Genomic DNA, 26,791 nt, shown 5'->3' on the forward strand with positions numbered 1-26,791 from the left:
GCCGGTTTTCTTTGTTTTGCTTGACGGCAGGATGAAGCTCGGATGGCGCTTCTGCGACGGCGCGGGCGCAGGGCGCGCGCCGTCGCGGGGCCGCGCGGCGGCTCAGCGCGTGGAGAGCGGCAGCGGCGGCGGTGGCGTGGTGGAGCCCGGCCCCAGCGCGCGCTGCATCATCACGCTGTCGGCCCAGCGGCCATAGCGATAGGCCACGGCCGGCAGGTGCCCCACCCGGGTGAAGCCCGCCCGCTCGTGCAGCGCCAGCGAGGCGGTGTTGTCGGCGTCGATGTAGCCGATCATCTGGCGGAAGCCGGCGGCGGCGCAGGCGTCGATCAGCGCGTTGATGAGCAGCGCCCCCACCCCCTGGCCGGTGTGCTCGTGATGTATGTAGATGGAGTGCTTGACCGTGTAGCGATAGGCCGGCCGCTTGCGGAATAGCACCACATAGGCATAGCCCACCACCTGGTCGTCCAGGGCGGCGACGAGGTGGGGCAGGCGGCGGTTCTTGAGGTTCTTGCGGCGGTCGCGCAGGTCGTCGGGCTCCGGCGTGCCGTCGTCCTCAACCCCGTCCTCCACGCCGCGGCGGATGTGGCGGCGGTAGATCGTCAGCATGGCGTCCACGTCGGTGTCCCGCGAGGGGCGGACGACGATGCCCCTCGCCTTCTCCTGTTCCTGCTCCATGACCGAACCCGAGGCTCCCCCGCTCTATTCCGCGACCACGTAAGTATGGAGGCTGACGCGCCCGGACGCATCCGTCTCGCGATAGACGCCCTGGATCTCCACCTCGAAGCCGGGGAAGGTGTTGAAGCACGCCTCGAACATCTTGAGGTAGTCGATCATGGGCTTCGCCTGCTCGGTGATGCGCTCGCCCGGCACGATGGTGGCGATGCCCGGCGGATAGACCACGAACGGCGTGGTGGCGATGCGGCCGAGAACGTCCCCGATGGGCAGGTAGTCCACGTCGTTGCGCACCAGGCAGCGGGCCGCGTCGTGGGGCGACATGGCGATCGGCGGCAGGTGCTCGGCGCGGAACTGCCTGGCCTGGAGCGCGCTGACGTTGGCGTCGCGGAAGAAGCGGTGCATCTGGCCGCACAGGTCCTTCAGGCGCGCTCCGGCGTAGCGGGCCGGGCGGCGGCGGAAGAACTCGGGGATCACCTCTTCCAGCAGTGCGTTGTCGTCGTGCAGCTTCTTGAAGGCGACGAGGCCCGAGATCAGCGTGCCCGCCTTCGACGCCTCGACGCCGGGCGTGAGCAGGAACAGCAGCGAGTTGAGGTCGTTCTTCTCGGCGACGATGCGGTTCTCGCGCAGATACTGGGCGACCACGGGCGCCGGGATGCCGTGCGCGGCATAGGCGCCGGTCTTCGGGTCGAAGCCGGGGGTGAGCAGGGTCAGCTTGTTGGGATCGGTCATGGCGAAGCCCGGCTCCATGCCGGAAAAGCCGTGCCATGCCGCGCCGGGCGTGAGCTGCCAGAAGGCGGGATCGGAGGCGAGCAGGTCGGTGGAGATGCTCTCCCACGGCACGTCGTGCACGCCGCCGGGGCGCGCCGCGTCGGGAATCTGCACCCGGTCGGGCACGAACGGCTCGAAGAACCACTGCCGCTCGGGGCGCTGCTCCTTCTCCTCGAACTCGCGCCGGACCGCGCGGAGCTTCTTTCTGAGCTCGATGCCGAGGCGGATGGTGTCGTCCCACAGCACCTCGCCGGAGCGGCCCTTCATCATCTGCGCGCCCACGTCGAGCGAGGCGAACAGGGGGTAGAAGGGCGAGGTGGAGGCGTGCTGCATGAAGCTCTCGTTGAAGCGCCGGTGCTCCACCCGTCGCTTCTGGCCCTTGATGTGCCGGTCCTTCATGTGGATCTGCGAGGCCTGGGAGAAGCTCGCGAGCTGCTTGTGCGTGGACTGGGTGGCGATGATGCCGGGGCTGTCGGGCCCCAGGTCCTTGAGCCCCATGGCGAAGCGCCCGGCATAGAGCGGGTGGAACTTCATGAAGCCGGCCCAGGCCTCGTCGAACATGATGTAGTCGGTGAGGTGGCCGATCTTCTTCAGGATCATCTCGGCATTGTGGATGGTGCCGTCATAGGTGCACTGCTCCACCACCGCCACGCGGAAAGGGCGCTCCTTCTTCCAGGCGTCCTTGTCCTTCACCAGCGGATGGGTGCGGATACGCTCGCGCAGGGCGTCCTCGTCGAAGGCGGCGAAGTCCATGGGGCCGATGAGGCCGTGGGCGTTGCGCGCGGTCGGCACATAGACCGGGATGCCGCCGGAGATCAGCAGCGCGCCGTGGTGGGCGGCCTTGTGGTTGTTGCGGTCGAACAGCACCAGGTCGCCGTCGGTGACGAGGGCGGAAAGCGCCACCTTGTTGGAGGTGGAGGTGCCGTTCAGCACGAAATAGGTCTTCTCGGCGCCGAAGATCTTCGCCGCTTCCTTCTGCGCCGCCAGGGCCGGCCCCTCATGGGTGAGCAGGTCGCCGAGATCGAGCACCGAATTGTCGAGGTCGTCGCGGAACACCGCCTCGCCCAGGTGCTCCATGAACACCCGGCCGATGGGGCTCCGGGAATAGAACATGCCGCCGTTGTGGCCGGGGCAGGTCCACAGCTGGTTGCCCTCCTGGGCATAGTCCACCAGCGCGCCGAAGAAGGGGGTCTTCAGCGTCTCCGCATATTTCTTGAGGCGGCTGATGAGGTTCTTGGCGATGAAGGCGGGCGTCTCCTCGGAGAGGAAGACATAGCCGTCGATGAAATCCAGCACCTCGACCGGCACATCCTCCAGCCGCTTGCGGCGGATGAGCAGGAGGATGGGGAAATCGAGCCCGCGCCGGCGCATCAGGTTGATGAGGGCGGCGGTCTTGCCCTCCAGGCCCTTCTTGCCCCAGTCCACCATCATGCAGCCGATGGCGGCATCGGTCTGCACCGCGATCTCCGCGTCTTCCAGGTTGCGCGCGCGCACAACCTCGAAGCCGGAGCGCTCGATCTCCGCCACGATCTGGTTGTAGCGGGCGCCTTCCAGGTCCTCCGCGTCGAAGGTCGGGGTCGCGAACAGGAACGTGAAGCGTCTGAAATAGTCCATGGGGCACCCGCGCTGATCCGGTGGCAGATGTGGTTCGGTTCGATGACAGGACCACGACAGTGGTGCGCCTGAGCCTCATTCGCCGTCGGGCAAGGCGAACACGGTGAGCTGGCCGCCGAGCGCGGTGTAGCTGCTGAGCGTCGCATAGGCCTTGTTGGCGCCCGAGCCGTCCTCCGGATCGGTGAGGCCGGCGGCGAGCCCGATGCCGGCCCAGCCGCCCACCCCGGAGAGCACCGCCACATACTGCCGGCCGGCGTGCATGTAGGTGGTGACGTTGCCGACGATGCCGGACGGCGTCTTGAAGCGGTAGAGTTCCTCCCCCGTGCGCGCGTCCACCGCCTTCAGATAGCCTTCGAGCGTGCCGTAGAACACGATGTTCCCGGCGGTGGCGAGGGCGCCGGACCATACCGAGAACTGCTCCGGCCGCGACCATGCCGGCCGTCCGGCGCGCGCATCCCAGGCGAGGAAGCCGCCGGTGCGCCCCTCCCCGCCGGGGGCGGGATACATGGTGAGGGTCGCGCCCACATAGGGCTGGCCGGGGGCGTAGTCCACGTGGAATGGCTCGTAGTCCATGCACATGCGGCTCACCGGCACGTAGAACAGGCGCGTCTTCGGCGAGAAGGCGGCCGGCTGCTGGTTCTTGGTGCCGAGGGCGGCGGGGCAGATGCCGGTATAGGTCTCGTCCTCGCCCCGCGCCTGCGTGGAATAGGCGGGATCGAGCATCGGGCGGCCGAAGCCGGGGCTCGCCCTGTCCATGTCGATGCCGGACGCCCAGTTGACGCTCGCGTCGTATTTGTCGGCGCGCAGCAGGTCGCCGCTCTCGCGGTCGAGGGTGTAGGCGAAGCCGTTGCGGTCGAAATGGGTGAGGAGGGCGCGCGTCCTCCCCTCCACCTCCCGGTCGGTCAGGATCATCTCGTTGACGCCGTCGTAATCCCACTGGTCGTGGGGCGTCATCTGGTAGACCCATTTCGCCATGCCGGTGTCGGGGTCGCGGGCGAGGATGGACTGCGACCACTTGTTGTCCCCCGGCCGCTGCGAGGGGTTCCAGGTGGAGGGGTTGGCGGTGCCGTAATAGATGAGGTTCAGCCTCGGGTCGTAGGCGAACCAGCCCCAGGTGGCGCCGCCGCCGGTCTTCCACTGGTCGCCCTGCCAGCTCTTGAGGGATGAGTCGGGGCCGATGGGACGGCCGAGCTGCGTGGTTTTCTCGGGGTCCACCAGCATGTCGGCATCCGGCCCGGTGCTGTAGGCGCGCCACAGGCGCTTGCCATCCTTCAGCCCGTAGGCGGTGAGGTGGCCGCGCGCGCCGAACTCCGCCCCGGCGATGCCGACGATCAGCTTGTCCTTCACCGGCATCACGGTGGCGGTATTGGATTCGCCCACCCTGGGATCGCCGTTGACGGCCGACCAGCGCTTTTCCCCTGTCAGGGCGTCGAGGGCGACGATGGTGGTGTCCGCCTGGTGCAGGAACACCATGCTCTCGGCATAGGCGAGGCCCCGGTAGACGAGGTCGCAGCACATCACCGCAGCCACCTCGCGCGACTGGCGCGGCTCGTATTTCCACAGGATGCGGCCGTCGTGGGCGAGGTCGAGGGCGTAGACCACGTTCGGGAAGGGCGTGTGGACATACATGATGTCCCCCACCACCAGCGGCGCCCCCTCGTGGCCACGCAGCACCCCGGTGGAGAAGGTCCAGGCCACCTGCAGCCGCCCGACATTGCCGGCGTCGATCTGGTCGAGCGGGGAATAGCGGGTGTTGGCGTAGTCCACGGTTTGCAGCACCTGCTCGCGGCCGCTGGCGGCGCGCCGGAGCACATCGTCATTGGCGGCGGCGGGCAGGGCGCACAGCACCAGCCCCGCGGCGATGGCGGCGCGCGTTCTTCCCCGCGCCGGGCGCGTCTGCGTGTGAATGGCCTCGTCCTCCCGGTGGCCGCGTCTTGGGGCGCGGTTCGTCCGTTCTCGCGCCGCGAACATGCGCCGCGCAGCGAGACTTTGGCGCCCGCGCCGCGCCCGCGCAACCTGCCGCAGGGGCGGGCCGCCGGCCTCAGGCGACCACGGGGGCGACGATGGCGTTCAGCGCCTGCGCCGCCGCGCGCGGGTCGAGCCGCACCTGGAGCCCGCGCTGGCCGCCATTGATGAAGACATGGGGCTGGGCGAGCGCCTGCTCCTCCATCACCACGCGCGGCGGGCGCGCCTGCCCGAAGGGGCTGATGCCGCCCACCTTGTAGCCGGCGATGCGCTCGGCCTCGGCGGGCTTCATCATCTGCGCCGACTTGCCCCCGAAGGCCGCCGCCAGTTTCTTCATGGAGACCTCGCGGTCGGAGGGCACCACGGCGCAGGCGGGGCGCCCGTCCACCAGCACCATGAGGGTCTTCAGCACCCGTTCCGGCGCCTCGCCGATGGCCTCGGCCGCCTGCAGGCCGATGCTGTCGGCATCGGGGTCGTAATCATAGGTGTGCACGGTGAAGGCGATCTTCGCCTGCTCCAGCGCTCGGGTGGCGCGCGTGGCCTTGGACATGCCGTCCGTTCCCTGGCTTCATTCCCACACGGCCCCCGCGCGGCCATGGGCGCGCGGGGGCCGTGTGAAATCCCGCGATCCCGGAGCCCGATCAGCGCCAGCCGAGGGCCGGCGCGACATGCTTCAGGATCGCCTCGATGACATGGGCGTTATAGTCCACCCCGAGCTGGTTGGGCACCGTGAGGAGCAGCGTGTCGGCCTCGGCGATGCCCTCGTCGGCCGCGAGCTGGCGCACCAGCGCCTCCGGCTCGTCGGCATAGGAGCGGCCGAAGATGGCGCGCGTCGTCTCGTCGATGAAGCCCACCTGGTCGCGCGCCTCGCCGCCATGGCCGAAATAGGCGCGGTCGCGGTCGTCCACCAGCGCGAAGATGCTGCGGCTCACCGAGACGCGCGGCTCGCCCACGTGGCCGGCGGCCTTCCAGGCGGCGCGATAGGCGCGGATCTGGTTCGCCTGCTGCACGTGGAAGGGTAGCCCGCCCTCGTCGTCCTTGAGAGTGGAGCTTTGCAGGTTCATGCCCTGCCGCGCCGCCCATTCCGCCGTGGCGTTGGAGCCGGCGCCCCACCAGATGCGCTCGCGCAGGCCCGGCGCATGGGGCTCAAGCCGCAGCAGGCCGGGCGGGTTCGGGAACATGGGGCGGGGATTGGGCTGGGCGAAGCCTTCGCCGCGCAGCACGTCGAGGAACACTTCGGTGTGGCGCCGCGCCATGTCGGAGGCGCTCTCGCCGGGCGCCGGCGCGTAGCCGAAGTGGCGCCATCCGTCGATCACCTGCTCCGGCGAGCCGCGGCTGATGCCGAGCTGGAGCCGGCCGCCGGCGATGAGATCGGCCGCGCCCGCATCCTCCGCCATGTAGAGCGGGTTCTCGTAGCGCATGTCGATGACGGCGGTGCCGATCTCGATGCGGCGGGTGCGCGCGCCCACCGCCGCCAGCAGCGGGAAGGGCGAGGCGAGCTGGCGCGCGAAATGGTGGACGCGGAAATAGGCGCCGTCCGCGCCCAGCTCCTCGGCCGCGACCGCAAGCTCGATGGACTGGATGAGCGCATCGGCCGCGGAGCGCGTGCCGGAGCTGGGGGAGGGGGTCCAGTGCCCGAAGGACAGAAAGCCGATCTTCTTCACGATGGATACCGCGCGAGGGGGGAAGGTGCCCCTGAAGGTAGGTGCCGATTGCGGCGGCCGCATCCCCTCGCCTGCGTGCATCGGCGCACGCCCGCGCCCGCAGAACCGCAAGCCCGCGCGCAGGTTCGCCCGCGACGGCGGCTGGAAAGGGCGGCGCGCGGCCGCCCTAGCCGGCGTCAGGCCGCGGCGAGATCCTTCATGAAGGTGTCCACCGCGTCGCGCAGCTCATTGGCCTGGGCGGAGAGCCCGCCGGAGAGGCCCATGAGCTGGTTCGAGGCCGACCCCGTCATGTTGGCGGCCTGGCCGACGCCGGTGATGTTCTGCGCCACCTCGCTGGTGCCGGAGGCGGCCTGCTGGCAGTTGTGGGCGATTTCGGAGGTCGCCACCCCCTGCTCCTCCACCGCGCCGGCGATGGCGGTGGCGGTCTCCTTGATGGTGGTGATGACGCGCACGATCTCCGCCATGGACTTCACCGTGCTGTCGGTGGCATCGCGGATCTCGGAGATCTTGGAGGAGATCTCGTCGGTGGCCTTGGCGGTCTGCTCGGCGAGCTGCTTCACCTCGGACGCCACCACCGCGAAGCCCCTGCCGGCATCGCCCGCGCGCGCGGCCTCGATGGTGGCGTTGAGGGCGAGCAGGTTGGTCTGGGAGGCGATGTCCTTGATGAGGTCCAGCACCTCGCCGATGTCCACCGCCGCCTTGGCCAGCGCGCCGATGTGGCTGTTGGAGGTCTCCGCCTCCATAAAGGCGGTGTCGGCGACGGTGGCGGAATGGGCCACCTGGCCGTTGATCTCCCGCACCGAGGCCGCCATCTCCTCGGAGGCGGAGGCCACGGTCTGCACGTTGGTGGAAGCCTGCTCGGAGGCCGCCGCCACCGCCTGGGCCTGGCGGGAGGTTTCCTCCGCCGTGGCCGACAGGTTCCGCGCCGCGTCCGCCACTTCTCCGGAGGAGTGGACGAAGGCGGAGACGAGCTGCCGCATGTGGGCGACGAATTCCTCGGCGAGCTTGCCCCGGCGCAGGATCTGCGCCTTGGAGGCCGTTTCCGCCTCGGCCTGGGCGACCCGCATGCGCGCCGCATCCTGGAGCTGGCCGCGCAGCTCCACCAGCGACTTGGCGATGGCGCCGACCTCGTCGTGCCGGTCGGCGTGGGGCACGCTCACCTCGAGGCTGCCGTGGCCGAGGGCGGCCATCACGTCCATGGAATCCTTCACCGGCCCCACGATGCTGCGGCGGGTGATGACGATTGCGAGCGCGATCACCGCGAGGGTGCCGAGGCCCATGCCCACCACCAGCAGCCAGGCGGTGCGGTGGGCGAGGGCGGTGGCGGCGGCGTGCTGCGCCTCCATGGAGGCGGTCAGCCGCTTGTTGATGCCGGTGGTCGCGTCGGCGAGGGCATCGAGCTTGGGCGAGCAGGTGGTCCGCATGGTCTCGCCCAGGCGGGCGATCTCCTCGGCGGAGGCGGCGATGCGGGCCTGCCGCAGGATAGCGCCGCACTCGGCGGCCATGGTCGCCTTCACCCGCTGCAGGAGCTGGTCCATCTCCGCCGCGAACTCGGGCGTCTCCGCCTTGATGAGATCCACCCGGGACTTGTAGTCGTCGAGGGCCTTCTCGATGAGCTGGGTCGCCTCCTCGTCCTTGGCCGGGGTGTCGGCCACGATCAGCCGGTAGAGGCCGATGTCGACCTGGCGCAGGAGGCGGTTGGTGCGGGCCAGATTGGCGGCGGCGGGGGCGGGCCCTTCGATGATCGCGGTGCCGACGGCGTTGATGGCGGTCATCTGGAACGAGGCGTAGAGGATGGCGCCGAAAGAGAGGATGGCGAGCAGCAGCAGGAGACTCACGACCTTCAGCGTCAGCGACCAGTTCTTGAACGACATTGATTCCCCCAGGCCCCGACCGGCCAGCCCGATCCCGCGACGGCGCGGCGGGAGCAGGGCCGCCGCGCGATGCTGCGCGCCTGGGTGGCGGGAGGCCGCAAATCGTTGGGGGACCGCCCGTCGTCCGCAAGATGCGCTGGGGCGAAGCTTAGCGGATCGCTATTTCCGGCGGTAGCCTGGGAATTGCGCGGGTGCAAGCCCCGCGCAGGCATGGTCCCGGGCAAAGGCTGCGCCCCCGCGGGGGCGCAGCGCGCCTACTTGAACCCCAGCAGAAGCGCGGACTGGTAGAAGACGAAGGCCACCAGCCACGCATAGACCAGCGAGGTGCCCAGGGAGAACAGCATGAACCCCCAGGAGCGGCTTTCCGCCTTCGCCGTCGCCACCGTGGTCAGGCAGGGGGTGTAGAGCAGGCAGAACAGGCAGAAGCTGTAGGCCGCCGCCGGGGAGACGGTGACCGAGATGTGCTGCGCCACGAGGCCGGCGGACATGGCATAGATGGTCGCCAGCGAGCCGATGACCACTTCCTTGGCGATGAAGCCGAAGATCAGCGCCAGGGTGAGGTAGGGATCGATGCCGATGGGCGCCATGACCGGCTGCAGGAACTGGCCGATCTGCCCGCCCCAGGTGTCGAGGCCCTCGGCGTCGGTGGGGAAGTTGGTGAGGAACCACACGCCCATGGTGCCGAGGATGATGAAGCTGGTGGCGCGGTGCAGGAATTCGCGCAGCTCGCCGTAGCCGCGCAGCCACACCTGCCGGAGCGTCGGCACGCGGTAGGGCGGCAGCTCCAGCACGAACGGCTCGGTGCTCTTGAACTGCTTCGACCGGCTGAAGATCGCCGCCGCCAGGAACGCCGCCAGGAAGCTGATGACGTAGAGCGAGAACAGCACCAGCGGCCCCTGGGCCGGCGGGAACACGGCGGAGATGATGAACACGAACACCGCGAGGCGCGCCGAGCACAGCGAGAACGGAATGATGAGCATGGACAGCAGCCGCAGCGGCCGCGAGCGCATCACCCGCGTGCCCATCAGGGCCGGCACGTTGCAGCCGAAGCCCATCATCTGCATGACGAAGGCGCGCCCGTCGAGGCCGAGCCGGCGCATCCAGGTGTCCATGAGATAGGCGGCGCGGGAGAGGTAGCCGCTGTCCTCCACCACCGCCATGCAGAAAAAAAACAGCATGATGAGCGGCACGAACGAGGCGACGGTGGCGACGCCCAGCCAGATGCCGTTGATGACGAAATTCTGGAGCCAGCTCGGCCCCAGGCCTAGCACCGGCTCCAGGATATCGGCCTGGATCCAGTCGGTCACCGCGCCCACCCAGTCCTGGGAGGGCAGGCCGACGCTCCAGACGACATAGAACACGAACAGCATGACCGCGAAGAAGATCGGCAGCCCCAGGATGGGGTGCAGCAGCCAGCGGTCGAGGCGCTCGGTGAGGGTCTTCGGCGGCTCGTGCGGGTAGGCGACGGCCCCTGCGATGGTTTCGGAGAGGGTCTCCTCGGTCATGAGGGTGGCGCGCAGGTTCTCGTAATTGGCGAGAACGGGCGGAGTGCCCGCGCGCTGCTCAAGCACCTGCGAGACCGAGGCCATGCCCTCGGCGAAGCCGTGGCCATACTTGGCGCTGATGAGGTGCACCGGCAGGCCGAGCCGTGCCGAGAGCGCGGCGGGGTCGATCTCGATGCCCGCGCGGCGCGCCTCGTCCTCCATGTTCAGCATCACCACCGCCGGAAGGCCCAGCAGCCTCACCTGCAGCGGCATCAGGATCTGGCGGTCGATCTGGCTGGCGTTGACCACCACGATCACGAGATCGACCGGATAGGCCTTCAGGAAGTTGGCGACCACCGTCTCGTCTTCGGAGAAGCCCTCGAGGTCGTAGATGCCGGGCAGGTCGATGAACTCGACCTCGCGGCCGCCCAGCTTCACGCGCGCATTGGAGAGGCTGACGGTGATGCCCGGCCAGTTGCCCACATAGGCGTTGGCCCCGGTGATCCGGTTGTACAGCATCGACTTGCCCGTATTGGGCTGGCCGATGAGGGCGACGCGCGGAATGTTGTTCAGCGTGGGCGCGAGCTTAACTTCGGGAGAGCAGCAATCCATCTTGGTTCCCAGCCGGATGGCATCCCGGCGCAGCTCGCGGGGAGCCGCGCGGACGCGGTTGCTTTGACGGTCCACATCCGCCCTGGCGGGTGCCGGGGCGGCCCTGGGAGCGGCGGCGGGTGCCGCGCGCCGTGATGCGGACCGGTGGGGCCGGCCGGTCCCGGATCGCCTGACGCTGGCTGCGGCTGGCGGCAATCGTCCTGAATACGCGAACCTTCGCGTCGTCCTCGCTTCCGGCGGGCGTCAGATCCGGCGGACCTTGACCTGCGCCGCCTCGGCCCGGCGGATGGCGATGTCGGTCGCCTTGCCCGCGCGGACGACGAGGGGGCCGCCGAACCATCCCCGCCGCACCATGGACACCTGGCGCGACGCGCTCACGCCCATGGCGCGCAGGCGCACCGACAGGCCGTGCTCGAAGATGCCCGCTTCCACCGATTCCACGACCCCGCTCTCACCGGGCTGCAGGTTGGCGAGGGTCGTGATCTGGCCCGCATGGGCGAATTTCGGGGATGAATCGTGCATCTCAAACCTCGGAGCCGGAAATGTCGGGGAAGATGAAAGGCGTGCCTGTGAAGATCGGGCGGGGATGAATGGGGCAGGCCTGCGCACGCAAGGCGCGCGGACGGGACGACAGCGTTCGTCGGCGCGCGCGGGCGCAAGCGATCCTGGAAAATTGCGGACATGAGCCGGGCCGGCGGGCGAGGCGGGCAAGGTGCCCGGAGGGCAGGTCTTGCTCCCGCAGGGAGGTCCCCTTGTTCATCGCCATCATGCCGTCCGCCATGCTCAGGAGCGGGACCCGTCCTCAACCGGGTGCCCGACAGGTGATCCAACCTGTAGCACTTTAGGGCATCTTGTGTAAGTAGCTGAAAATCATTGTAATTATAATCATTCTAAGGTGTGGGCGGCGCCAGCCCGCGGAGCACGAAAAAGCCCCCTCCCGCGTGGCGGGAGGGGGCTGGTTCTTATCCTGAAACCAAAGGCCCATGAGTTCGACTCATGGGCCTTTGGCTAAGCCCGCGCGGCGCTTGAGCGGACCCACTCGGCCCCGCTCAAAGACCGGGGCCGATGGTATGAGGTCGGAAGGGCTCAGGCCTTGCGCGCGCCGGTGTGGACCAGCGTGCCCACCTGCTCGCCGCGCAGGGCGGCGGTGAGGCGGCCGGGAACGAGGCCGTTCACCACCTGCACCCGCTCGATGTGGCGCGCGGTGGCCATCACCTCCAGCAGGGCGCGGTCGAAGGGCAGGGGGCCCTCCTGCCTGGCGAGGTCGGTGTAGGTCGTCTCCTGCAGGAGCTGCGCCTTGCCGCCCTCGGGACCGTTCGGATCGGCGGTGTAGACGCCGTCCACGTCCTCCACGATCGTCAGCCCCGCGGCGCCGAGCGCGTCGGCCAGCAGGAAGGCGCCCGTATCGGCCCGGTGCACGGGGATGCGGGTGCCGGGGAATTCGTGGTGGTGGTAGGGCGGGAAGGCGCTGCCCACCACCGCGCGGGCGGCTGCGAGATGGATCGAGAGCTGGCCCGCAATGGTCGGGTGCTCGATGTAGGAGACCCCTTCCGGCGCTAGCAGCGAGGCGAGGATGTGGCCGTTCTGCCCGGCCTCGCTGGCGGCGAGCGGGGCGAGCGAGCCCACCGGCAGGCCGAGATCGAGGCCCACGCTGTAGAGATGGCGGGCGCGCACGCCGGCGCCGGTGAGGATGAGCATGCGGTGCTCCGGAAGGAGCTTGCGCAGCTCGTCCACGATCGGGAGGATGGCCTCCGGGCCGCGGTCCATGATGGAGCGGCCACCGATCTTCACAACCTGCAGCCAGGGCAGGAGGCGGATGGGGCGCACCCCCGCCACCGGGCGGGTGAGGTGGCTGTCGAGAAGGGTCTGGCTCGCGAGCGGCGAGGCGACGTGCTTGATGGCGCTGGTGGTTTCGGACATGGCGTTCGCTCCTCAGCTCGCGGTGATGATGGTGCCGACGTGCTCGCCATTGAGCGCGCGGGTCAGGTTGCCGGGCACGAGGCCGTTGACGACCTGGACCTCGCGCACGTGGCGGGCGGACTTGAGCAGGTCGAGCATCGGGAACTCGAGGATCGAGTCGGCGAGCCCCCGGGACTTCATCTCGTCCACCGAGATCTTCGGGATGAAGGTGGCATCCTTGGAGGTCTTCGGGTTGGCGGTGTAGAGGCCGTTCTCGTCCTTCACGAAGATCATGGCCTTGCAGCCGAACTGCTCGGCCAGGAGGAAGCAGCCCGCATCGGTGCGGTAGGGCGGGATGACGCCCTCGGCCGCCGGGCGGGTCCACAGCGAGTAGGGGGGCATGCCGCTGAAGACCACGGCGTGCACCTCGGCCAGGGTCAGCGGAACCGCCGACATGCCGGCGCCGCTCACGGTGGTGATGCCGTGCTTGGCCAGGAGCTGGCCGAGCATCTCTGCATTCTGGTTCGCCACCGAGGCGCCGAGCTGGGCGAGCACGCCCGCCGGCAGGTTCAGCTCCGCCGCGATGGAATAGAGGTGGCGGGCGCGGGTGCCGGCGCCGGTGCCGATGAGGAGCTTGTGCGCCTTGCGGGCGGTGACGATCTCGTCGACCAGCGGATAGACCGCCGAGCGCCCGCGGTCGATGACGCTCTGTCCGCCGATCTTGATCACGGTCGCATCGGGCAGGATCCGGAAATCCGCGGCCGTGTCGGCCGCCGCCAGAAGTTGCGGGTCGGTCAGCGAGCGCTGCATGAGGAGCGCCTCGAGTTCTGCCGTCGTGTTGGCCATCGGTTACCCTTTCGGTGTTGGCATCGCTTGTTATTTCTTGGGAAAGCTCAATACGGCCCAGCTAATTACCGTGCAATATGTGGAATTTGCGCGTCCTTCTCCCCGCTGGGAAAGAACGACACGGAATGCACAAGGGCGCCTGGAGGGGCAGGGCGCGGGAAGGGCGATCACGCGCTCGTGCGCGCCGGGGCGGCATGGGGCGGTGGGCAGGGCGTGCGCCATTCGCGCCTTCCCTCGGAACGCGCGAGAGGCCATGATGCTCCGGCTTCTTCCGCCAGCGGCGCTCCGCCCGCCGCTGCGCCGGGGTGGGCGCGTGCCATCTCTGCGGCGTTGAATGAAGGAGTGGCTTCATCTCCATGGCATCGATAGGCCAGTTCGACGACGTTATCTATGCGATCTATGGCGCGGCCCTGGACCCGGAGCAGTGGCCGGCCGTGCTTTCGAAGATCGGCGGCGCCTTCGAGGGGGAGGGCGCGATCGTGCTGTTCTACAAGGAGGACGCGCGCTCGGAGTTCATCCACGCGCCGGAGCTGGAGGGGGCGGTGCGCGCCTATCTCGACGGCGAGTGGTGGACGCGCGACCTCCATGCCCTGCGGGCCATCGAGCACCATTTCCGCGACGGCGACGTGATGAGCGACTTCACCATCGCCTCGCTGGACGAGATGGAGACGCATCCCATCTACACCGAGTTCTTCCGCAGCGTGGGGTTCGGCTGGCTGATGTCGGCCATCATGCTGCCGGACTTCGGCTACCTCGTCGCGCTCTCGGTGCCGCGCGCCAAGGCCAGGGGGCCCTTCGGCGCGCAGGAGATGGAGATGCTGCGCATGCTGAGCCGGCATGTGGAGCAGGCGCTGCGGCTTTCCATGCGCATCGCCAATCTCGACACCTCGCAGGTGGCCATGCTCGCGGCGCTCGATGCGGTCTCCGCCGGCATCTGCGCGCTCGACGCGGACGGGCGCCGGGTGCTGGCCAACAAGAGCGCCCGCGCCCAGTTCGAGGACTTCTTCTGCGATCCGGACGGCCGCATGGCGCCCCGCCAGCCCTCCGAGCGAGCCCGCTTCCAGGCCATGGTGGAGGCCGCCCGGCGGGCATGCGAAGCCGACCAGCCTCCGCGCTCCTGCATCGTCACGGGGAAGGAGGGGCAGCGCCTCGCGGTGTGGGCGCTTCCGGTCACGGCGGAATCGTGCCGGCGCATCGGCGGGCAGGATGGGGAGGCGCGCGTTCTGATCGTCGCCGTGCCGCTGGAACACCAGCAGATGGTGGCGCCCGCGGTTATCCGCGACATGTTCGGCCTGTCCCTGGGCGAGGCGCGCCTCGCCGCGCTCATCGGCAGCGGCGTTGCGCTGCAGCAGGCCGCGGACAAGCTGGGCATTACCCAGGGCACGGCGCGGGTGGTGCTGAAGCGCGTGTTCTCGAAGCTGGGCATCAACCGGCAGACGGAGCTCGTGCTCCAGCTCTCGAAGCTCGGAGGTGTGTGAGCATCCCACGCACGCGAATGGCATCTGGTCGAGTCGGGACCCCTCATCGAAAAAATCGATAATACGCCAGTATAGATTGCCGAATCCCCGGCTCCCATATGAGGTATGGACAGTCGAGCTTTCGGCACTAATTACGTCTCGGCGATCGGTCCACGGGATCCCGTGGTTTCAATTCCCCTCAGTCGGCGAAGCATGCGGCGCGTTTCCGCCAGCCTCTCCCCGAGGCCGGCTTATTGCGTCATCTCGCCCCGCTCTGGCTGGTCGCCAGGGGAGCCAACTACCGCTATCGTCGCGATGCGGACATCTTGATGGAGGCTTGGAGCGCCATGACTTTGCCACTCACCGGCATAAAGGTCATTGATTTCACAGGTGTTCAGTCCGGTCCCTCCTGCACGCAGATGCTGGCGTGGTATGGCGCCGACGTCATCAAGGTGGAGCGTCCCGGCGTCGGCGACGTGACCCGCCGCCAGCTTCGGGACATTCCCGATCTCGATGCCCTCTATTTCACGATGCTGAATGCCAACAAGCGCTCGGTGGAGTTGAACACGAAAACTCCCGAGGGCGAGAAGATCATGGAGCAGCTCATCAAGGAGGCGGACGTTCTCGTCGAGAATTTCCACCCCGGCGCCATGGATCACATGGGCTTTACCTGGGAGCGCCTGCAGGAGCTGAACCCGCGCTTGGTGTTCGGCTCCATCAAGGGCTTCAACGACGAATCTCCCTACGCCGACATCAAGAGCTACGAGAACGTGGCCCAAGCGGCCGGCGGCGCGCTCTCCACCACCGGCTTCTGGGACGGCCCACCGACCGTGAGCGCCGCCGCGCTGGGCGACAGCAACACCGGCATGCACCTCTTGATCGGCCTGCTCACCGCGCTCGTGGGGCGCGAGCGGACCGGCAAGGGCCAGCGCGTCACCGTCTCCATGCAGGACAGCGTGCTCAACCTGTGCCGCGTGAAGCTGCGCGACCAGCAGCGGCTCGACAAGCTCGGCTACCTGGAGGAATACCCCCAGTATCCGAACACGCCGTTTGGCGATGCGGTGCCGCGCGGCGGCAATGCCGGCGGCGGCGGCCAGCCGGGCTGGGTGCTGAAGTGCAAGGGCTGGGAGACCGACCCCAACGCCTATGTCTACTTCACCATCCAGGAGCAGGACTGGGGCCCCACCGCCGAGGCCATCGGCCATCCCGAATGGAAGGATGATCCGAAGTACAACACCCCCGAGGCCCGCCAGCCGCACATCTTCGACATCTTCGCCGAGATCGAGAAAAAGCTGGTGACCATGGACAAGTTCGAGGCGGTGGAGGAGATGCGCAAGTTCGGCATCCCCATCGCGCCGGTGCTCTCCATGAAGGACATCGCCCACGACGAATCCCTGCGCAGGAGCGGTTCCGTGGTGGAGGTGGACCAGAAGCTGCGCGGCAAGTTCCTCACCATCGGCAGCCCCATCAAGTTCTCCGACTTCACGCCGGACATCACCAGCGCGCCGCTGCTGGGCGAGCACACGGACGAGGTGCTCACCCATCTCGGCTACAGCGCCGACGAGATCAAGGATCTCCGCGCCAAGAAGGTGATCTGACCGCACCACGTTCGCACGCCGGCCGCCGTTCCCGAAGCGAATGGCGGCCGGCGCGTTTCCCGGAAGATCGAGGCAGGCAATGGCAGGCGAAACGGAAAACCTCACCGACGGCGCGCACCTCGTCATCGACGCGCTGAAGCTCAACGGCATCGAAACCCTCTTCGGCGTGGTGGGCATCCCGATCACCGATCTCGCCCGCCTCGCCCAGGCGGAGGGCCTGCGCTACATCGGCTTCCGCCACGAGCAGCCGGCCGGCCACGCAGCCGGCGTCAGCGGCTTTCTCACCGGCAAGCCGGGCATCTGCCTCACCGTGTCGGCGCCGGGCTTCCTGAATGGCATGGTGGCGCTCGCCAACGCCACCACCAACGGCTTCCCGATGATCCTCATCTCCGGTTCCAGCGACCGGGCCATCGTCGACCTTCAGCGCGGCGACTATGAGGAGCTGGACCAGATGAACGCGGCCAAGCCTTACGCGAAGGCGGCCTACCGCGTGAACCGACCGGAGGACATCGGCCTCGGCGTGGCGCGCGCCATCCGCACGGCGGTGTCGGGCCGTCCGGGCGGCGTCTATCTCGACCTGCCGGCGGATGTCATCAGCGCCACCATCGACGCGGAAGCGGGCAAGCGCTCCCTCATCCAGGTGGTGGACCCCGCGCCGCGCCAGCTGCCGGCCGCCGACGCCCTCGCCCGCGCCCTGGCGCTGCTCGCCCATGCCAAGCGACCGCTGATCGTGATCGGCAAGGGCGCCGCCTATTCCCGCGCCGAGGATGCCATCCGCCAGTTCGTGGAGGCGACCGGCATTCCCTTCCTGCCCATGTCCATGGGCAAGGGCGTGCTGCCGGATACCCACCCCCAGTGCGCCGCCGCCGCCCGCTCGCTGGTGCTGAAGGAGGCGGACGTGGTCCTGCTCCTGGGCGCGCGCCTCAACTGGCTGCTCGGCCACGGCAAAAGCCCGGAGTGGGCGCCGGACTTCCAGCTCATCCAGGTGGACATCCACGCCGCCGAAATGGATTCCAACCGCGCCGTCGCCGCCCCCGTGGTGGGCGACATCCTCTCCAGCGTGGAGGCGATGCTGGCCGGCCTGCCGGCCGCGGGCGTGACGCCGCAGGCGGCGTGGAACGACGCCATCGCGGCCCACAAGGCGGTCAACCGCGAGAAGATGGAGAAGCACCTCGCGGCCAATCCGAGCCCGATGGATTTCTTCAGCGCGTTCGGCGCCATCCGCAAGGTGGTGGCCGACAAGCCCGACCTCTACATCGTGAGCGAGGGGGCCAACACCCTCGACATCGGCCGCAACCTCATCGACCAGCATCTGCCGCGCCACCGGCTCGATGTCGGCACCTGGGGCGTGATGGGCGTGGGCCTCGGCAACGCCATCGGCGCCGCGGTGACCACCGGCAAGCAGGTGCTGGCCATCGAGGGCGACAGCGCCTTCGGTTTCAGCGGCATGGAGGTGGAGACCATCTGCCGCTATGGGCTGCCCGTCACTTTGGTCGTGCTCAACAACGGCGGCATCTACAAGGGCGACGACCACAACCGCAGCGGCGGCAGCGATCCCGCCCCCACCGTGCTCGACCTCAAGGCGCGCTACGATCAGGTGATCGAGGCCTTCGGCGGCAAGGGCTATCACGTGGAGACGCCCGATGCGCTCGCGGCCGCGCTGGCGGAGGCGCTCGCCTCCGGCAAGCCGGCCCTCATCAACGCCGTCATCGATCCCCATGCCGGCACCGAGAGCGGACACCTCACGAACCTCAATCCGCAGAGCGCCGTGAACCACGGCTGAGCCCCATCGGCGGGGCCCTCCCTCCGCGCGGAGGGAGGGCCCCGCGTGTTCTTCCCGCGAGCCGTCAATCCCCTTCGAGGTGCCCATGTCCGAAGCCGACGCGCCCGCCGGCGCCAATTCTCCCGACGGCCCGCTCAAGGGCCTGCTGGTCATAGACCTCACGCACATCCTCAACGGCCCGTTCGGAACCATGATCCTCTCCGATCTCGGCGCGCGGGTCATCAAGGTGGAGGAGCCCGGCCACGGCGACGATACGCGCACCTATGGGCCGTTCGTGGGAGACCAGTCGCTGTATTTCTCGTTCCTCAACCGGGGCAAGGAGAGCATCATCCTCGACCTGAAGGCCGAGGGCGACCGCGAGATCTTCCTCAACATGGTGCGCAAGGCCGATATCCTGGCCGAGAACTACAAGCCGGGCACCATGGCCCACCTGGGCCTCAGCTATGAGGAGCTGTCCGCCATCAACCCCCGGCTGATCTACGCCTCGTCCTCCGGCTTCGGGCAGACCGGGCCCATGGCGCAGTTTCCGGCCTACGACACCATCATCCAGGGCATGAGCGGCATCATGATGGATACCGGCCTGCCCACGGACCCGCCTACCCGCGTCGGCACCTCCATGTCGGACCTGTGCGGCGGCATCTTCATGTACGCCGGCATCACCTCCGCGCTCTACGCCCGCGAGAAGACCGGGCGCGGCGCGCACGTGGACATCTCCATGTTCGACGCCACGCTCTCCTTCCTGGAGCACGGCTTCATGGCCTACGTGGCCACCGGCAAGGCGCCCCCGCGCATCGGCAACCGCCATCCCTACATGGCGCCGTTCGACGTGTTCGAGGCGGCCGACAAGCCGTTCGTGATCGCCACCGGCTCCGACCACCTGTTCGCGCAGCTCTGCGCCGCCGTCGGCCGGGGGGATCTGGTGGAGGACGCGCGCTTCCGCACAAATCCGGACCGCAACCACAATGTGGTGGCGCTGAAGGCGGAGCTGGAGGCGGCGCTGAAGGCGCAGCCGGCGGCGCACTGGCTGAAGGCGCTGCACGAGGCCGGGGTGCCGGTGGGCCCCATCCTCGACGTGGCGGAGGCCATCGAGCATCCGCAGACGGCGGCGCGCAACATGGTGATCGAGGCGGGCGGCCTGCGCATGCCGGGCAATCCCATCAAGCTCAGCGGCTACGAGGACCCCCTGGAGCGCCCCGCCGCGCCCGCCCTCGACCAGCACGGCGCGGCGCTGCGGCGCGAGTTCGAGGCCTGATCGCGCGGCGATCGGCCGTCATCCTGGATTCTTCGCTGCGTCCCTTCCGGAGCGCCGGTACGCTCCCATGCCCGCGTGCAGCTTTTTCAGTGATGAAAGAAGTATCCAACATGGGATATTGAGCGGATATCCCCAATCTGCAAAGCAGTCATGTGTCGAGGCCAGGATTTCCGTGCGGGCTGCGAGAAGACGCTCCGCGTCACCTCGCCCCTGCCGGCGGGGCTTCTCCGGGCGGCCCCCGGCCAAAACGGCCGCGGCCCGCGGCCGGTCTCGGAAAGACGAGGGCTGGATAAAGGAAAGGGGCGCCTAGTGAGCACCGCAATCATTCACGATCATCCGGAGAAGATCCGCTTCCCGCTGATGGAGAAGCGGACCGTCGGGTTCTTCCTCGCCTTCATGGCGGGCTTGATGAACGCCTGGACCCTGGCCCATGCGCAGACCTTCGCCACCGTGCAGTCGGGCAACGTGGTGCAGAGCGGCTATCGCCTGGTGGAGGGGGACTGGCCGGCCTTCATCTTCGCCATCGGCTCCGTCGTTGCGTTCGGGCTGGGGTCGGCGGTGTGCGGCGTGCTGATGACCACGCGGCTGCGCCATGGCCGCATCTTCACGCCGGTGGTGCTGTGGTTCGAGTGCATCGCGCTCGTCGCGCTCGGTGTCGCCTCGCGGATGGGGCTGATCGATCCCCACACGGTGGCCTACGCCGTCAGCTTCGTCGCCGGCGCCCAGGGCAACGCCTACCACAAGAACCACGGCATGCTTTATGGCAATGTCGCGGTGACGTTCGTGGTACAAATGGCCTTCAATTTTGTCGCGCAGAGCCTGTTCCGGAAGGACGGCATCAACGGCGAGCCGAACCTGATGTGGGCCGGTATCTTCTTCTCGGTGCTGGTGGGCTTCGCCGCCGGCGGCGCGGTCGGCTTCTACGTGGACCTGCGTGTCGTGGATCACGCCTCGCTGTTTCTCGCCGGCTTCATCTCGCTGGTGCTGGCGGTGGGCGCGATGCGTGCGCCGAAGACGGCGGACCCGACCTCGGGCGGCCTCATCGGCTGACCTCGCGGCGACCGCGCGGGCCGTCGCCGCCCCCTGGGCCGTAGGGCGCGGCGACGTGCTTTCGCTGCCGTCCGCCCGGCTCGCATGACGCAGCATCCGCGGCGCCGTCCCCGGCGCCGCCCTGAAGGGAGAGGTGTGCCATGAGCAAATCCCCGATCGAAGGCGTCGCGCCTTATTCCGGTCCGGCCGGGGGATGGGACGCGCTGGCCGCGGTGGCGAAGGCGGTGCGCAACGAGATGGGCGCGAGCGCCAACGCCCGCGCCCTCATGGAGATGAACCAGCCCGACGGCTTTGACTGCCCCGGCTGCGCCTGGCCCGACCCCAGGCACACCTCCTCCTTCGAGTTCTGCGAGAACGGCGCCAAGGCCGTGACCTGGGAGGCGACCTCCAGGCGCGTGACGCCGGACTTCTTCGCGCAGCACACCGTCAGCGAGCTCTGGGCGTGGCCGGACCACGCGCTCGAGGATGCCGGCCGCCTCACTCATCCCCTGCGCTATGACGCCGGCAGCGACCGCTTCGTGCCGGTGAGCTGGGCCGAGGCCTTCGCCGGCATCGCCGCCCGGCTCAACGCCCTGGAGCATCCTGGGCAGGCGGAATTCTACACTTCGGGCCGCGCCTCCAACGAGGCGGCCTTCGTCTACCAGCTTTTCGCGCGCACGCTCGGAACCAACAACTTCCCGGACTGCTCCAACATGTGCCACGAGCCCACCAGCGTGGGCCTGCCGCAGTCCATCGGCGTCGGCAAGGGCACGGTGACGCTGGAGGATTTCGACCACGCGGACCTGGTGTTCTGCATCGGCCACAATCCCGGCACCAACCATCCGCGCATGCTTTCCACGCTGCGCGCCGTGTCGCTGCGCGGCAAGCCCATCGTCGTTCTCAACCCGCTGCGGGAGCGCGGGCTGGAGCGCTTCGCCCCGCCGCAGGACCCGGTGGAGATGCTCACCCTGTCTTCCACGCCACTGGCCTCGGCCTACCACCAGGTGAAGGTGGGCGGCGATGTCGCGGCGCTGAAGGGCATCATGAAGGCGCTGCTGGCGGAGGACGCCGCCCGCGCCGCGCGGGGAGAGGACGGGCTTCTCGACCGCGCCTTTATTGCCGAGCACACGGTGGGCCTCGAGGGCCTTGTGGCGGACATCGCGGCCACCGGCTGGGATGAGATCGAGCAGCGCTCGGGCCTTGCCCGCGCGGCCGTCGAATCCATCGCGCGGGTCTATTGGTCGGCCGAGCGCGTCATCGCCTGCTACGGCATGGGCATCACCCAGCACAGGCACGGCACGGAGAACGTGCGGCAGATCGTGAACCTGCTGATGCTGCGCGGCAACATGGGCAAGCCCGGCGCCGGCATCTGCCCCCTGCGCGGCCATTCCAACGTGCAGGGCGACCGCACCGTCGGCATCACCGAGATCCCGGCCGAGCCTTTCCTCGCGCGGCTCGACAAGGCGTTCGGCATCTCCGCCCCGCGCGCGCACGGGCACAATGCGGTGAAGGCGCTGGCCGCCATGGTGGACGGCTCGGCGCGCGCCTTCATCGGCCTCGGTGGCAATTTCGCCGTGGCCATGCCGGACCCGCAGGCCGCCTTCAGCGCCTTCCGCAGGCTCGACCTGAACGTGCAGATCATCACCAAGCTGAACCGCTCGGCGCTGCTGACCGCGACCAACACCTACATCCTGCCCTGCCTCGGCCGCACCGAGCTCGACGCGCGCAACGGCGTGCCGCAGGCGGTGACGGTGGAGGATTCCATGTCCATGGTGCACGCCTCGCGCGGGCGGCTGAAGCCGGCCTCGGACGAGCTGCTCTCGGAGGTGGTGATCCTCACCTCCCTGGCGCGTGCCACGTTCCCCGGCAGCAGCATCGACTGGGAAGGCATGGCCGACGATTACGACAAGATCCGCGACAAGATCGAGGAAGTCTTTCCCGACTTCTTCGACTTCAACGCCCGGATCCGCCAGCCCGGCGGCTTCCGGCTGCGGGTGGATGCCTCCAACCGCAAGTGGGATACGCCCGACGGCAAGGCCCATTTCCTGGTGGCGCCGGGCACCGACGAGGACGACGGGCTCGACAACGATACCCTGGTGTGCACCACCCTGCGCAGCCACGACCAGTACAACACCACCATCTACGGCATGAACGACCGCTATCGCGGCATCACGGGGCGCCGCGACGTGGTGTTCGTCAATGCCGAGGACCTCGCGCGGCTGGGCCTCGCCGAGGGCGACAGGGTAGACGTGGTGGGTCGCGCCGGCCGCGTGCTGGAGGGGCTGACGGCAGTCACCTATCCCATCGCCAGGGGCTCGGTCGCGGCCTATTACCCGGAAGCCAACGTGCTGGTGGACCATGGGGATTACGACCGCGAATGCGGCGTGCCCGCCTACAAGTCCATCCCGGTCACGCTCCGCGCGGCCGCGGCCTGAGGGACACAACGGCGCGCCCGCTGGCCTTGTGGCCGTAGCGGGCGCGTTTCCGAACGAAGCGGGCGTCGTTGCGTGTGCAGAAAACGCGGGTCACGCGATCCCTTCGAAGCGGTCGTCGCGGCGTGAACGCCGGGGCGCCGGGCCCGCCCGCCTCAGCCGGCCGCGGCGGCGGCGGGGGGCGGCGCGAAGCGACGGGCGGTGGCCTTGCGGCTCACCTTGCCGTTGGGTGTGCGCTCCAGATGGTCCACGAACACCACCTTGCGGGGGCATTTGTAGGTGGCGAGGTGGGCGGCGCAATATGCGAGAATCGCCTCTTCGGCCACGGCATCGTCCGGCCGGGGGACCACGAAGGCGGTGATGATGCTCACATCCTCCCGCACCCGTGTTTCCGCCACCGCCGCCTCCGCGATGCCGGGGCATTGGGCCAGCACCTTCTCCACCTCCATGGGCGAGACGCGGTAGCCGAGCGCGTTCATCAGGTCGTCGTTGCGGCCGTGGAACCACAGCCAGCCGTCGGCGTCGAAGGCGGCGAGATCCCCGCCCACGAACCATTCGCCGCGATACACGGCGGCTTCTTCCTCCGGCCGGTTCCAGTAGCCGAGCATGAGGCCGGGATCGGACCGGTGGACGGCCAGCAGCCCGGTATCTCCCATCGGCAGCGGCGTGGTGCCGCCATCCACCGGCAGGATGGCGATGCGCCGGCCGGTCTGCGGCCGGCCGGGGGAGCCGGGGCGGATGGGCTCGCCCGGCCGGCTGGAGATGAAGGTGGAGATCTCGCTCATGCCGAGGGATTCGTAGATCCAGGTGCCGGTGGCGGCGTGCCAGTCGGCCAGCAGCTGCGGCGCCAGCGCCTCGCCCGCCGCCACCCCGTGGCGCAGGCTGGAGAGGTCGAAGGCCGTAAGGTCGCAGTTCTTCAGGATCTGCCGGTAGACGGTGGGCACGGCGGCGAAGATTGTGGCGCGCCATTCCTCGATCAGCCGCGGCCATACCGTCGGATCGCGCGGGCCGTTGTAGATGACGCTGGTGGCGCCGCAGGCCCAGGGGTCCAGCAGGCCAACTCCCAGGGTGTAGGTCCAGTTCACCGCGCCGGCGTGGAGCAGCACGTCGCCTTCCGCGAGGCCCAGCCAGTCCTTGTGCATGGGCCGGCGGCCGAGCACGGCGCGCTGGGCGTGCACCACGCCCTTGGGCCGGCTGGTGGTGCCGGAGGTATGGACGAGATAGGCCGGGTCGTCGGGCCCGGTGCGGGCATAGTCGGCGAGGGGCGCATGGGCGGAAAGGCGCGCCATGTCGTCCGGGTCGAGCACGATGCAGTGGCCGAACGCCGCCCGCTCGGCGAGATAGTCGCGCCCCAGCACCACGGCCGCCGCGCCGGAATCCCGCGAGAGGGCGACCACCTCCTCCTCGGTGAGCTGGGCCGATGTGGGCTGGGCCACATAGCCGGCGGCGATGATGGAGAGGAAGGCGAGGACGAAGCTGGAATCGTTGCCGGCGCGGATGAGGATGCGCGCCTGCGGCGGCAGGCCGAGGCCCTGGAGCCCGGCCGCGATGCGCCGCACCGTGGCGTCGAGGGTGCCGTAGGTCCATTCCTCGGTGGCGCCGGCGGCGCCCACCAGGGCCAGCGCGCGCCGGCCGCCGAAGCTCTGCGCCTGCCGGGCGAGGCAGTGTTCCGCAAGGTTGAAACGTGCGGGGGCCGAGGGGGCGGTGGCTTGGGTCATGGTCGTGTCCTCGGAAATGGCGGCGGGCGCGATGTGCCGCGCGCTGCGGAATTATACCATCGGCTCCCGTCTTCGAACGGCGCCGGCCGGCTATTTTCCTAAGTGCTGCGCGGGCTTGGCCGAAGGCTCATGAGAAAAGCCCTCCGGCCTCTGGAAGAAGACGCCGGCCGCGCCGGGTGTGGCGCGGCCGGCGGATGGGCGGGCCTCACATGCCCAGCAGGCGCGGCACGAGCATGGTCACGCCCGGCACGTAGGTGATGAGGGCGAGGAAGCCGAGCATGGCGAGCAGCCACGGCATCACCGCCACCGTGAGCTCGCTGATGCCGAGCTTCGTGATGCCCGACGCCACGTAGAGATTGAGACCCACGGGCGGATGGCACATGCCCACCTCCATGTTCACCACGATCATGATGCCGAAGTGGATGGGATCGATGCCGAGCCGCACCGCCACCGGGGTGAGGATGGGCGCCATGATGAGCACGATGGAGGTGGGCTCCATCACGTTGCCGGCGAGCAGCAGCAGGATGTTCACCATCAGCAGGAAGCCGATGACGCCGAGGCCGAGGCCCACCATCCACTCCGTCATCGCCTGCGGAATGTTCTCGTTGGTCATGAGGAAGGAGAACAGGGCCGCGTTGGAGATGATGTAGAGCAGCATCGCCGACATGTTGGCGCTGGAGAGCAGCACCTTCGGCACGTCCTTCAGGCCCATGTCCTTGTAGACGAACACCGCGATGATGAAGGCATAGACCGCGCTCACCGCCGCCGCCTCGGTGGGCGTGAAGGCGCCGGTGTAGATGCCGCCGATGACGATGATGATGAGGGCGAGGCCCCACACGCATTCGCGGAAGGCGGTCCAGCGCGCCTTGAGGCTCGCCTTCGGCAGGCGGGGGTAGTCGTTCTTCCAGGCCCGGTACCAGGTGGTGGCGCCGAGCAGCAGCGCCAGCAGCAGGCCGGGGACGATGCCGGCGATGAACAGGTCGCCGATGGAGGCGGAGGTGACGCGCTCCCCGTTGGGGCCCGTCATCTGCAGGCCGGTGGTGGCGACCGAGTACATCACCATCACGATGGAGGGCGGGATGAGGATGCCCAGCGCGCCCGAGGTGGTGATGACGCCGGCGCCGAAGCGCTGGGGAAAGCCCTGCGCCGCCATGGCCGGCAGCAGGATGGAGCCGATGGCGACCACGGTGGCGGGGGAGGAGCCCGACACCGCCGCGAACAGGGCGCAGGCCAGCACGCCGGCAAGCCCCAGCCCCCCGTGCCAGTGGCCGACGAGGCTGGTGGCGAAGCCGATGAGCCGCCGCGCCACGCCGCCGTGGGTGAGGAAGTTGCCGGCGAGGATGAAGAACGGGATCGCCATGATCTCGAACTTCTCGATGCCGGTGAACAGCTTCTGGGCGACGATGTCGACCGGAATGTGCGTCAGCGTATAGACGAAGGTGAGCACCGTCATGCCGAGCGCGATGGAGATCGGCATGCCCGTGAGCATGAGCACCAGGAACAGGCCGAAGATGATGGCGGCGCTCATCGGCGGACATCCTGCGGAAAGAGGGCGGACTTGTCGGAGCCGGGCAGCTCGTCGAGCCCCGCCACGTGCCCGTGGTCATGGACCGGCAGCGCGCCGGTGCGCAGGAACGACCACGCCACCTGAAGGAAGCGGAAGCACATGAGGTAGGAGCCGATGGGGATGGCGAGATAGACGATCCAGGAGGGCAGCTCCATTTCCGCCGTCATGTCGCCGAAGCCGTAGCGGGCGAGCACGAACTTGAGGCCGAACGAGCCCACCACCGCCGTGAACACCGCGCCGCACAGGAGCCCGAACAGGATGAGCCAGTAGCGCCGCGAGGGGGAGAGCGCGTTCACCAGCACGTCCACGCCCACGTGGATGCCGGTGCGCACGCCGTAGGCGGCGCCGATCTTGGCCATCCAGACGAACATGATGATGCAGGCCTCCTGGGCCCAGCCCAGGTTGATGCCCCGCACATAGGGGTAGAGCATGGGCACGCCGGCCGCGTAGCGCTGGCTCACGGCCACGAAGATGAGCAGCGTCGCCGCCGCCATCAGCACCGAGATCAGCGTCTCTTCCAGATAGTCGAGCGTGTGGGCGAGCGCCTTGGCCAC

The 26,791-nt window shown here is 68.8% G+C and carries 20 protein-coding genes; 6 read left to right on the forward strand and 14 right to left on the reverse strand.

What is annotated here, in order from left to right; genetic code table 11:
* Positions 1 to 102: 102 nt before the first annotated feature.
* From V5F75_RS07725 to V5F75_RS07775, 11 genes are all read right to left on the reverse strand, one after another.
* Positions 103 to 675 (reverse strand): GNAT family N-acetyltransferase, encoded by a 573-nt coding sequence (locus V5F75_RS07725; RefSeq protein WP_394035531.1) that lies wholly within the window; start codon positions 673 to 675, stop codon positions 103 to 105.
* A 24-nt stretch (positions 676 to 699) separates the two neighbouring features.
* The gene (locus V5F75_RS07730; protein WP_394035529.1) at positions 700 to 3,057 is read right to left on the reverse strand and encodes an Orn/Lys/Arg family decarboxylase; all 2,358 of its coding nucleotides are present in this window, start codon (positions 3,055 to 3,057) and stop codon (positions 700 to 702) included.
* Positions 3,058 to 3,132: 75 nt separating this feature from the next.
* On the reverse strand, positions 3,133 to 5,028 hold the full coding sequence (locus V5F75_RS07735) for a methanol/ethanol family PQQ-dependent dehydrogenase (RefSeq protein WP_394035527.1): 1,896 nt from the start codon (positions 5,026 to 5,028) through the stop codon (positions 3,133 to 3,135).
* A 70-nt stretch (positions 5,029 to 5,098) separates the two neighbouring features.
* The gene (gene ybaK, locus V5F75_RS07740; protein ID WP_394035796.1) at positions 5,099 to 5,572 is read right to left on the reverse strand and encodes a Cys-tRNA(Pro) deacylase; all 474 of its coding nucleotides are present in this window, start codon (positions 5,570 to 5,572) and stop codon (positions 5,099 to 5,101) included.
* 91 nt (positions 5,573 to 5,663) lie between these two features.
* Positions 5,664 to 6,686, reverse strand: a complete 1,023-nt coding sequence (locus tag V5F75_RS07745) for an LLM class flavin-dependent oxidoreductase (RefSeq protein WP_394037161.1) — start codon at positions 6,684 to 6,686, stop codon at positions 5,664 to 5,666.
* Between the two features lie 176 nt (positions 6,687 to 6,862).
* Entirely contained in the window at positions 6,863 to 8,560 is a 1,698-nt protein-coding gene (locus V5F75_RS07750; RefSeq protein WP_394037163.1) for a methyl-accepting chemotaxis protein, read from the reverse strand.
* Positions 8,561 to 8,814: 254 nt separating this feature from the next.
* On the reverse strand, positions 8,815 to 10,731 hold the full coding sequence (gene feoB, locus V5F75_RS07755) for a ferrous iron transport protein B (RefSeq protein WP_509212157.1): 1,917 nt from the start codon (positions 10,729 to 10,731) through the stop codon (positions 8,815 to 8,817).
* 168 nt (positions 10,732 to 10,899) lie between these two features.
* On the reverse strand, positions 10,900 to 11,178 hold the full coding sequence (locus tag V5F75_RS07760) for a FeoA family protein (protein WP_394037167.1): 279 nt from the start codon (positions 11,176 to 11,178) through the stop codon (positions 10,900 to 10,902).
* Between the two features lies 1 nt (position 11,179).
* Positions 11,180 to 11,425, reverse strand: coding sequence for a hypothetical protein (locus tag V5F75_RS07765; RefSeq protein ID WP_394037169.1), 246 nt, complete (start codon positions 11,423 to 11,425; stop codon positions 11,180 to 11,182).
* 317 nt (positions 11,426 to 11,742) lie between these two features.
* The gene (locus V5F75_RS07770; protein WP_394037171.1) at positions 11,743 to 12,576 is read right to left on the reverse strand and encodes an amino acid kinase family protein; all 834 of its coding nucleotides are present in this window, start codon (positions 12,574 to 12,576) and stop codon (positions 11,743 to 11,745) included.
* Between the two features lie 12 nt (positions 12,577 to 12,588).
* On the reverse strand, positions 12,589 to 13,401 hold the full coding sequence (locus V5F75_RS07775) for an amino acid kinase family protein (RefSeq protein ID WP_394037173.1): 813 nt from the start codon (positions 13,399 to 13,401) through the stop codon (positions 12,589 to 12,591).
* A gap of 356 nt (positions 13,402 to 13,757) precedes the next feature.
* Here V5F75_RS07775 and V5F75_RS07780 point away from each other — a divergent pair, with 356 nt between their 5' ends.
* The 6 genes from V5F75_RS07780 (at position 13,758) to V5F75_RS07805 (ending at position 22,955) form a co-directional block, all read left to right on the forward strand.
* On the forward strand, positions 13,758 to 14,879 hold the full coding sequence (locus V5F75_RS07780) for a helix-turn-helix transcriptional regulator (RefSeq protein ID WP_394037175.1): 1,122 nt from the start codon (positions 13,758 to 13,760) through the stop codon (positions 14,877 to 14,879).
* Between the two features lie 326 nt (positions 14,880 to 15,205).
* Positions 15,206 to 16,456, forward strand: a complete 1,251-nt coding sequence (frc, locus tag V5F75_RS07785; RefSeq protein WP_394037177.1) for a formyl-CoA transferase — start codon at positions 15,206 to 15,208, stop codon at positions 16,454 to 16,456.
* A 79-nt stretch (positions 16,457 to 16,535) separates the two neighbouring features.
* The gene (gene oxc, locus V5F75_RS07790; protein ID WP_394037179.1) at positions 16,536 to 18,239 is read left to right on the forward strand and encodes an oxalyl-CoA decarboxylase; all 1,704 of its coding nucleotides are present in this window, start codon (positions 16,536 to 16,538) and stop codon (positions 18,237 to 18,239) included.
* An 85-nt stretch (positions 18,240 to 18,324) separates the two neighbouring features.
* The gene (gene yfdE / locus V5F75_RS07795; protein WP_394037181.1) at positions 18,325 to 19,491 is read left to right on the forward strand and encodes a CoA:oxalate CoA-transferase; all 1,167 of its coding nucleotides are present in this window, start codon (positions 18,325 to 18,327) and stop codon (positions 19,489 to 19,491) included.
* Between the two features lie 309 nt (positions 19,492 to 19,800).
* Positions 19,801 to 20,541 carry a YoaK family protein gene (locus V5F75_RS07800; protein ID WP_394037183.1) on the forward strand — a complete coding sequence of 247 codons (741 nt, stop codon included), beginning with the start codon at positions 19,801 to 19,803 and terminating at the stop codon, positions 20,539 to 20,541.
* 140 nt (positions 20,542 to 20,681) lie between these two features.
* Positions 20,682 to 22,955, forward strand: a complete 2,274-nt coding sequence (locus tag V5F75_RS07805) for an FdhF/YdeP family oxidoreductase (RefSeq protein WP_394037185.1) — start codon at positions 20,682 to 20,684, stop codon at positions 22,953 to 22,955.
* A 152-nt stretch (positions 22,956 to 23,107) separates the two neighbouring features.
* On the opposite strand, the gene V5F75_RS07810 is transcribed toward V5F75_RS07805, so the two are convergent.
* The 3 genes from V5F75_RS07810 to V5F75_RS07820 all read right to left on the reverse strand — a co-directional run bounded on the left by V5F75_RS07810 (position 23,108) and on the right by V5F75_RS07820 (position 26,731).
* Positions 23,108 to 24,670, reverse strand: coding sequence for an acetate--CoA ligase (locus tag V5F75_RS07810; protein ID WP_394037187.1), 1,563 nt, complete (start codon positions 24,668 to 24,670; stop codon positions 23,108 to 23,110).
* 205 nt (positions 24,671 to 24,875) lie between these two features.
* Entirely contained in the window at positions 24,876 to 26,198 is a 1,323-nt protein-coding gene (locus V5F75_RS07815) for a TRAP transporter large permease (protein ID WP_394037189.1), read from the reverse strand.
* Positions 26,195 to 26,731 carry a TRAP transporter small permease gene (locus V5F75_RS07820; protein ID WP_394037265.1) on the reverse strand — a complete coding sequence of 179 codons (537 nt, stop codon included), beginning with the start codon at positions 26,729 to 26,731 and terminating at the stop codon, positions 26,195 to 26,197. Before V5F75_RS07820 ends, V5F75_RS07815 begins: the two co-directional genes overlap by 4 nt.
* Positions 26,732 to 26,791 lie beyond the last annotated feature (60 nt).

It is taken from the genome of Xanthobacter albus (genome assembly GCF_043194895.2).
Taxonomy (GTDB): domain Bacteria; phylum Pseudomonadota; class Alphaproteobacteria; order Rhizobiales; family Xanthobacteraceae; genus Xanthobacter.

What these genes read in the sequence shown, in the direction of transcription:
- V5F75_RS07775 (WP_394037173.1), bottom strand. Translation starts at nt 13,401, where the DNA reads ATGGCCAACACGACGGCAGAACTCGAGGCGCTCCTCATGCAGCGCTCG.
- V5F75_RS07735 (WP_394035527.1), bottom strand. Translation starts at nt 5,028, where the DNA reads ATGTTCGCGGCGCGAGAACGGACGAACCGCGCCCCAAGACGCGGCCAC.
- frc (WP_394037177.1), top strand. Translation starts at nt 15,206, where the DNA reads ATGACTTTGCCACTCACCGGCATAAAGGTCATTGATTTCACAGGTGTT.
- V5F75_RS07750 (WP_394037163.1), bottom strand. Translation starts at nt 8,560, where the DNA reads ATGTCGTTCAAGAACTGGTCGCTGACGCTGAAGGTCGTGAGTCTCCTG.
- V5F75_RS07770 (WP_394037171.1), bottom strand. Translation starts at nt 12,576, where the DNA reads ATGTCCGAAACCACCAGCGCCATCAAGCACGTCGCCTCGCCGCTCGCG.
- V5F75_RS07805 (WP_394037185.1), top strand. Translation starts at nt 20,682, where the DNA reads ATGAGCAAATCCCCGATCGAAGGCGTCGCGCCTTATTCCGGTCCGGCC.
- V5F75_RS07730 (WP_394035529.1), bottom strand. Translation starts at nt 3,057, where the DNA reads ATGGACTATTTCAGACGCTTCACGTTCCTGTTCGCGACCCCGACCTTC.
- V5F75_RS07820 (WP_394037265.1), bottom strand. Translation starts at nt 26,731, where the DNA reads ATGGCGGCGGCGACGCTGCTCATCTTCGTGGCCGTGAGCCAGCGCTAC.
- V5F75_RS07810 (WP_394037187.1), bottom strand. Translation starts at nt 24,670, where the DNA reads ATGACCCAAGCCACCGCCCCCTCGGCCCCCGCACGTTTCAACCTTGCG.
- V5F75_RS07765 (WP_394037169.1), bottom strand. Translation starts at nt 11,425, where the DNA reads ATGATGGCGATGAACAAGGGGACCTCCCTGCGGGAGCAAGACCTGCCC.
- oxc (WP_394037179.1), top strand. Translation starts at nt 16,536, where the DNA reads ATGGCAGGCGAAACGGAAAACCTCACCGACGGCGCGCACCTCGTCATC.
- V5F75_RS07760 (WP_394037167.1), bottom strand. Translation starts at nt 11,178, where the DNA reads ATGCACGATTCATCCCCGAAATTCGCCCATGCGGGCCAGATCACGACC.
- V5F75_RS07815 (WP_394037189.1), bottom strand. Translation starts at nt 26,198, where the DNA reads ATGAGCGCCGCCATCATCTTCGGCCTGTTCCTGGTGCTCATGCTCACG.
- yfdE (WP_394037181.1), top strand. Translation starts at nt 18,325, where the DNA reads ATGTCCGAAGCCGACGCGCCCGCCGGCGCCAATTCTCCCGACGGCCCG.
- V5F75_RS07725 (WP_394035531.1), bottom strand. Translation starts at nt 675, where the DNA reads ATGGAGCAGGAACAGGAGAAGGCGAGGGGCATCGTCGTCCGCCCCTCG.
- ybaK (WP_394035796.1), bottom strand. Translation starts at nt 5,572, where the DNA reads ATGTCCAAGGCCACGCGCGCCACCCGAGCGCTGGAGCAGGCGAAGATC.
- V5F75_RS07780 (WP_394037175.1), top strand. Translation starts at nt 13,758, where the DNA reads ATGGCATCGATAGGCCAGTTCGACGACGTTATCTATGCGATCTATGGC.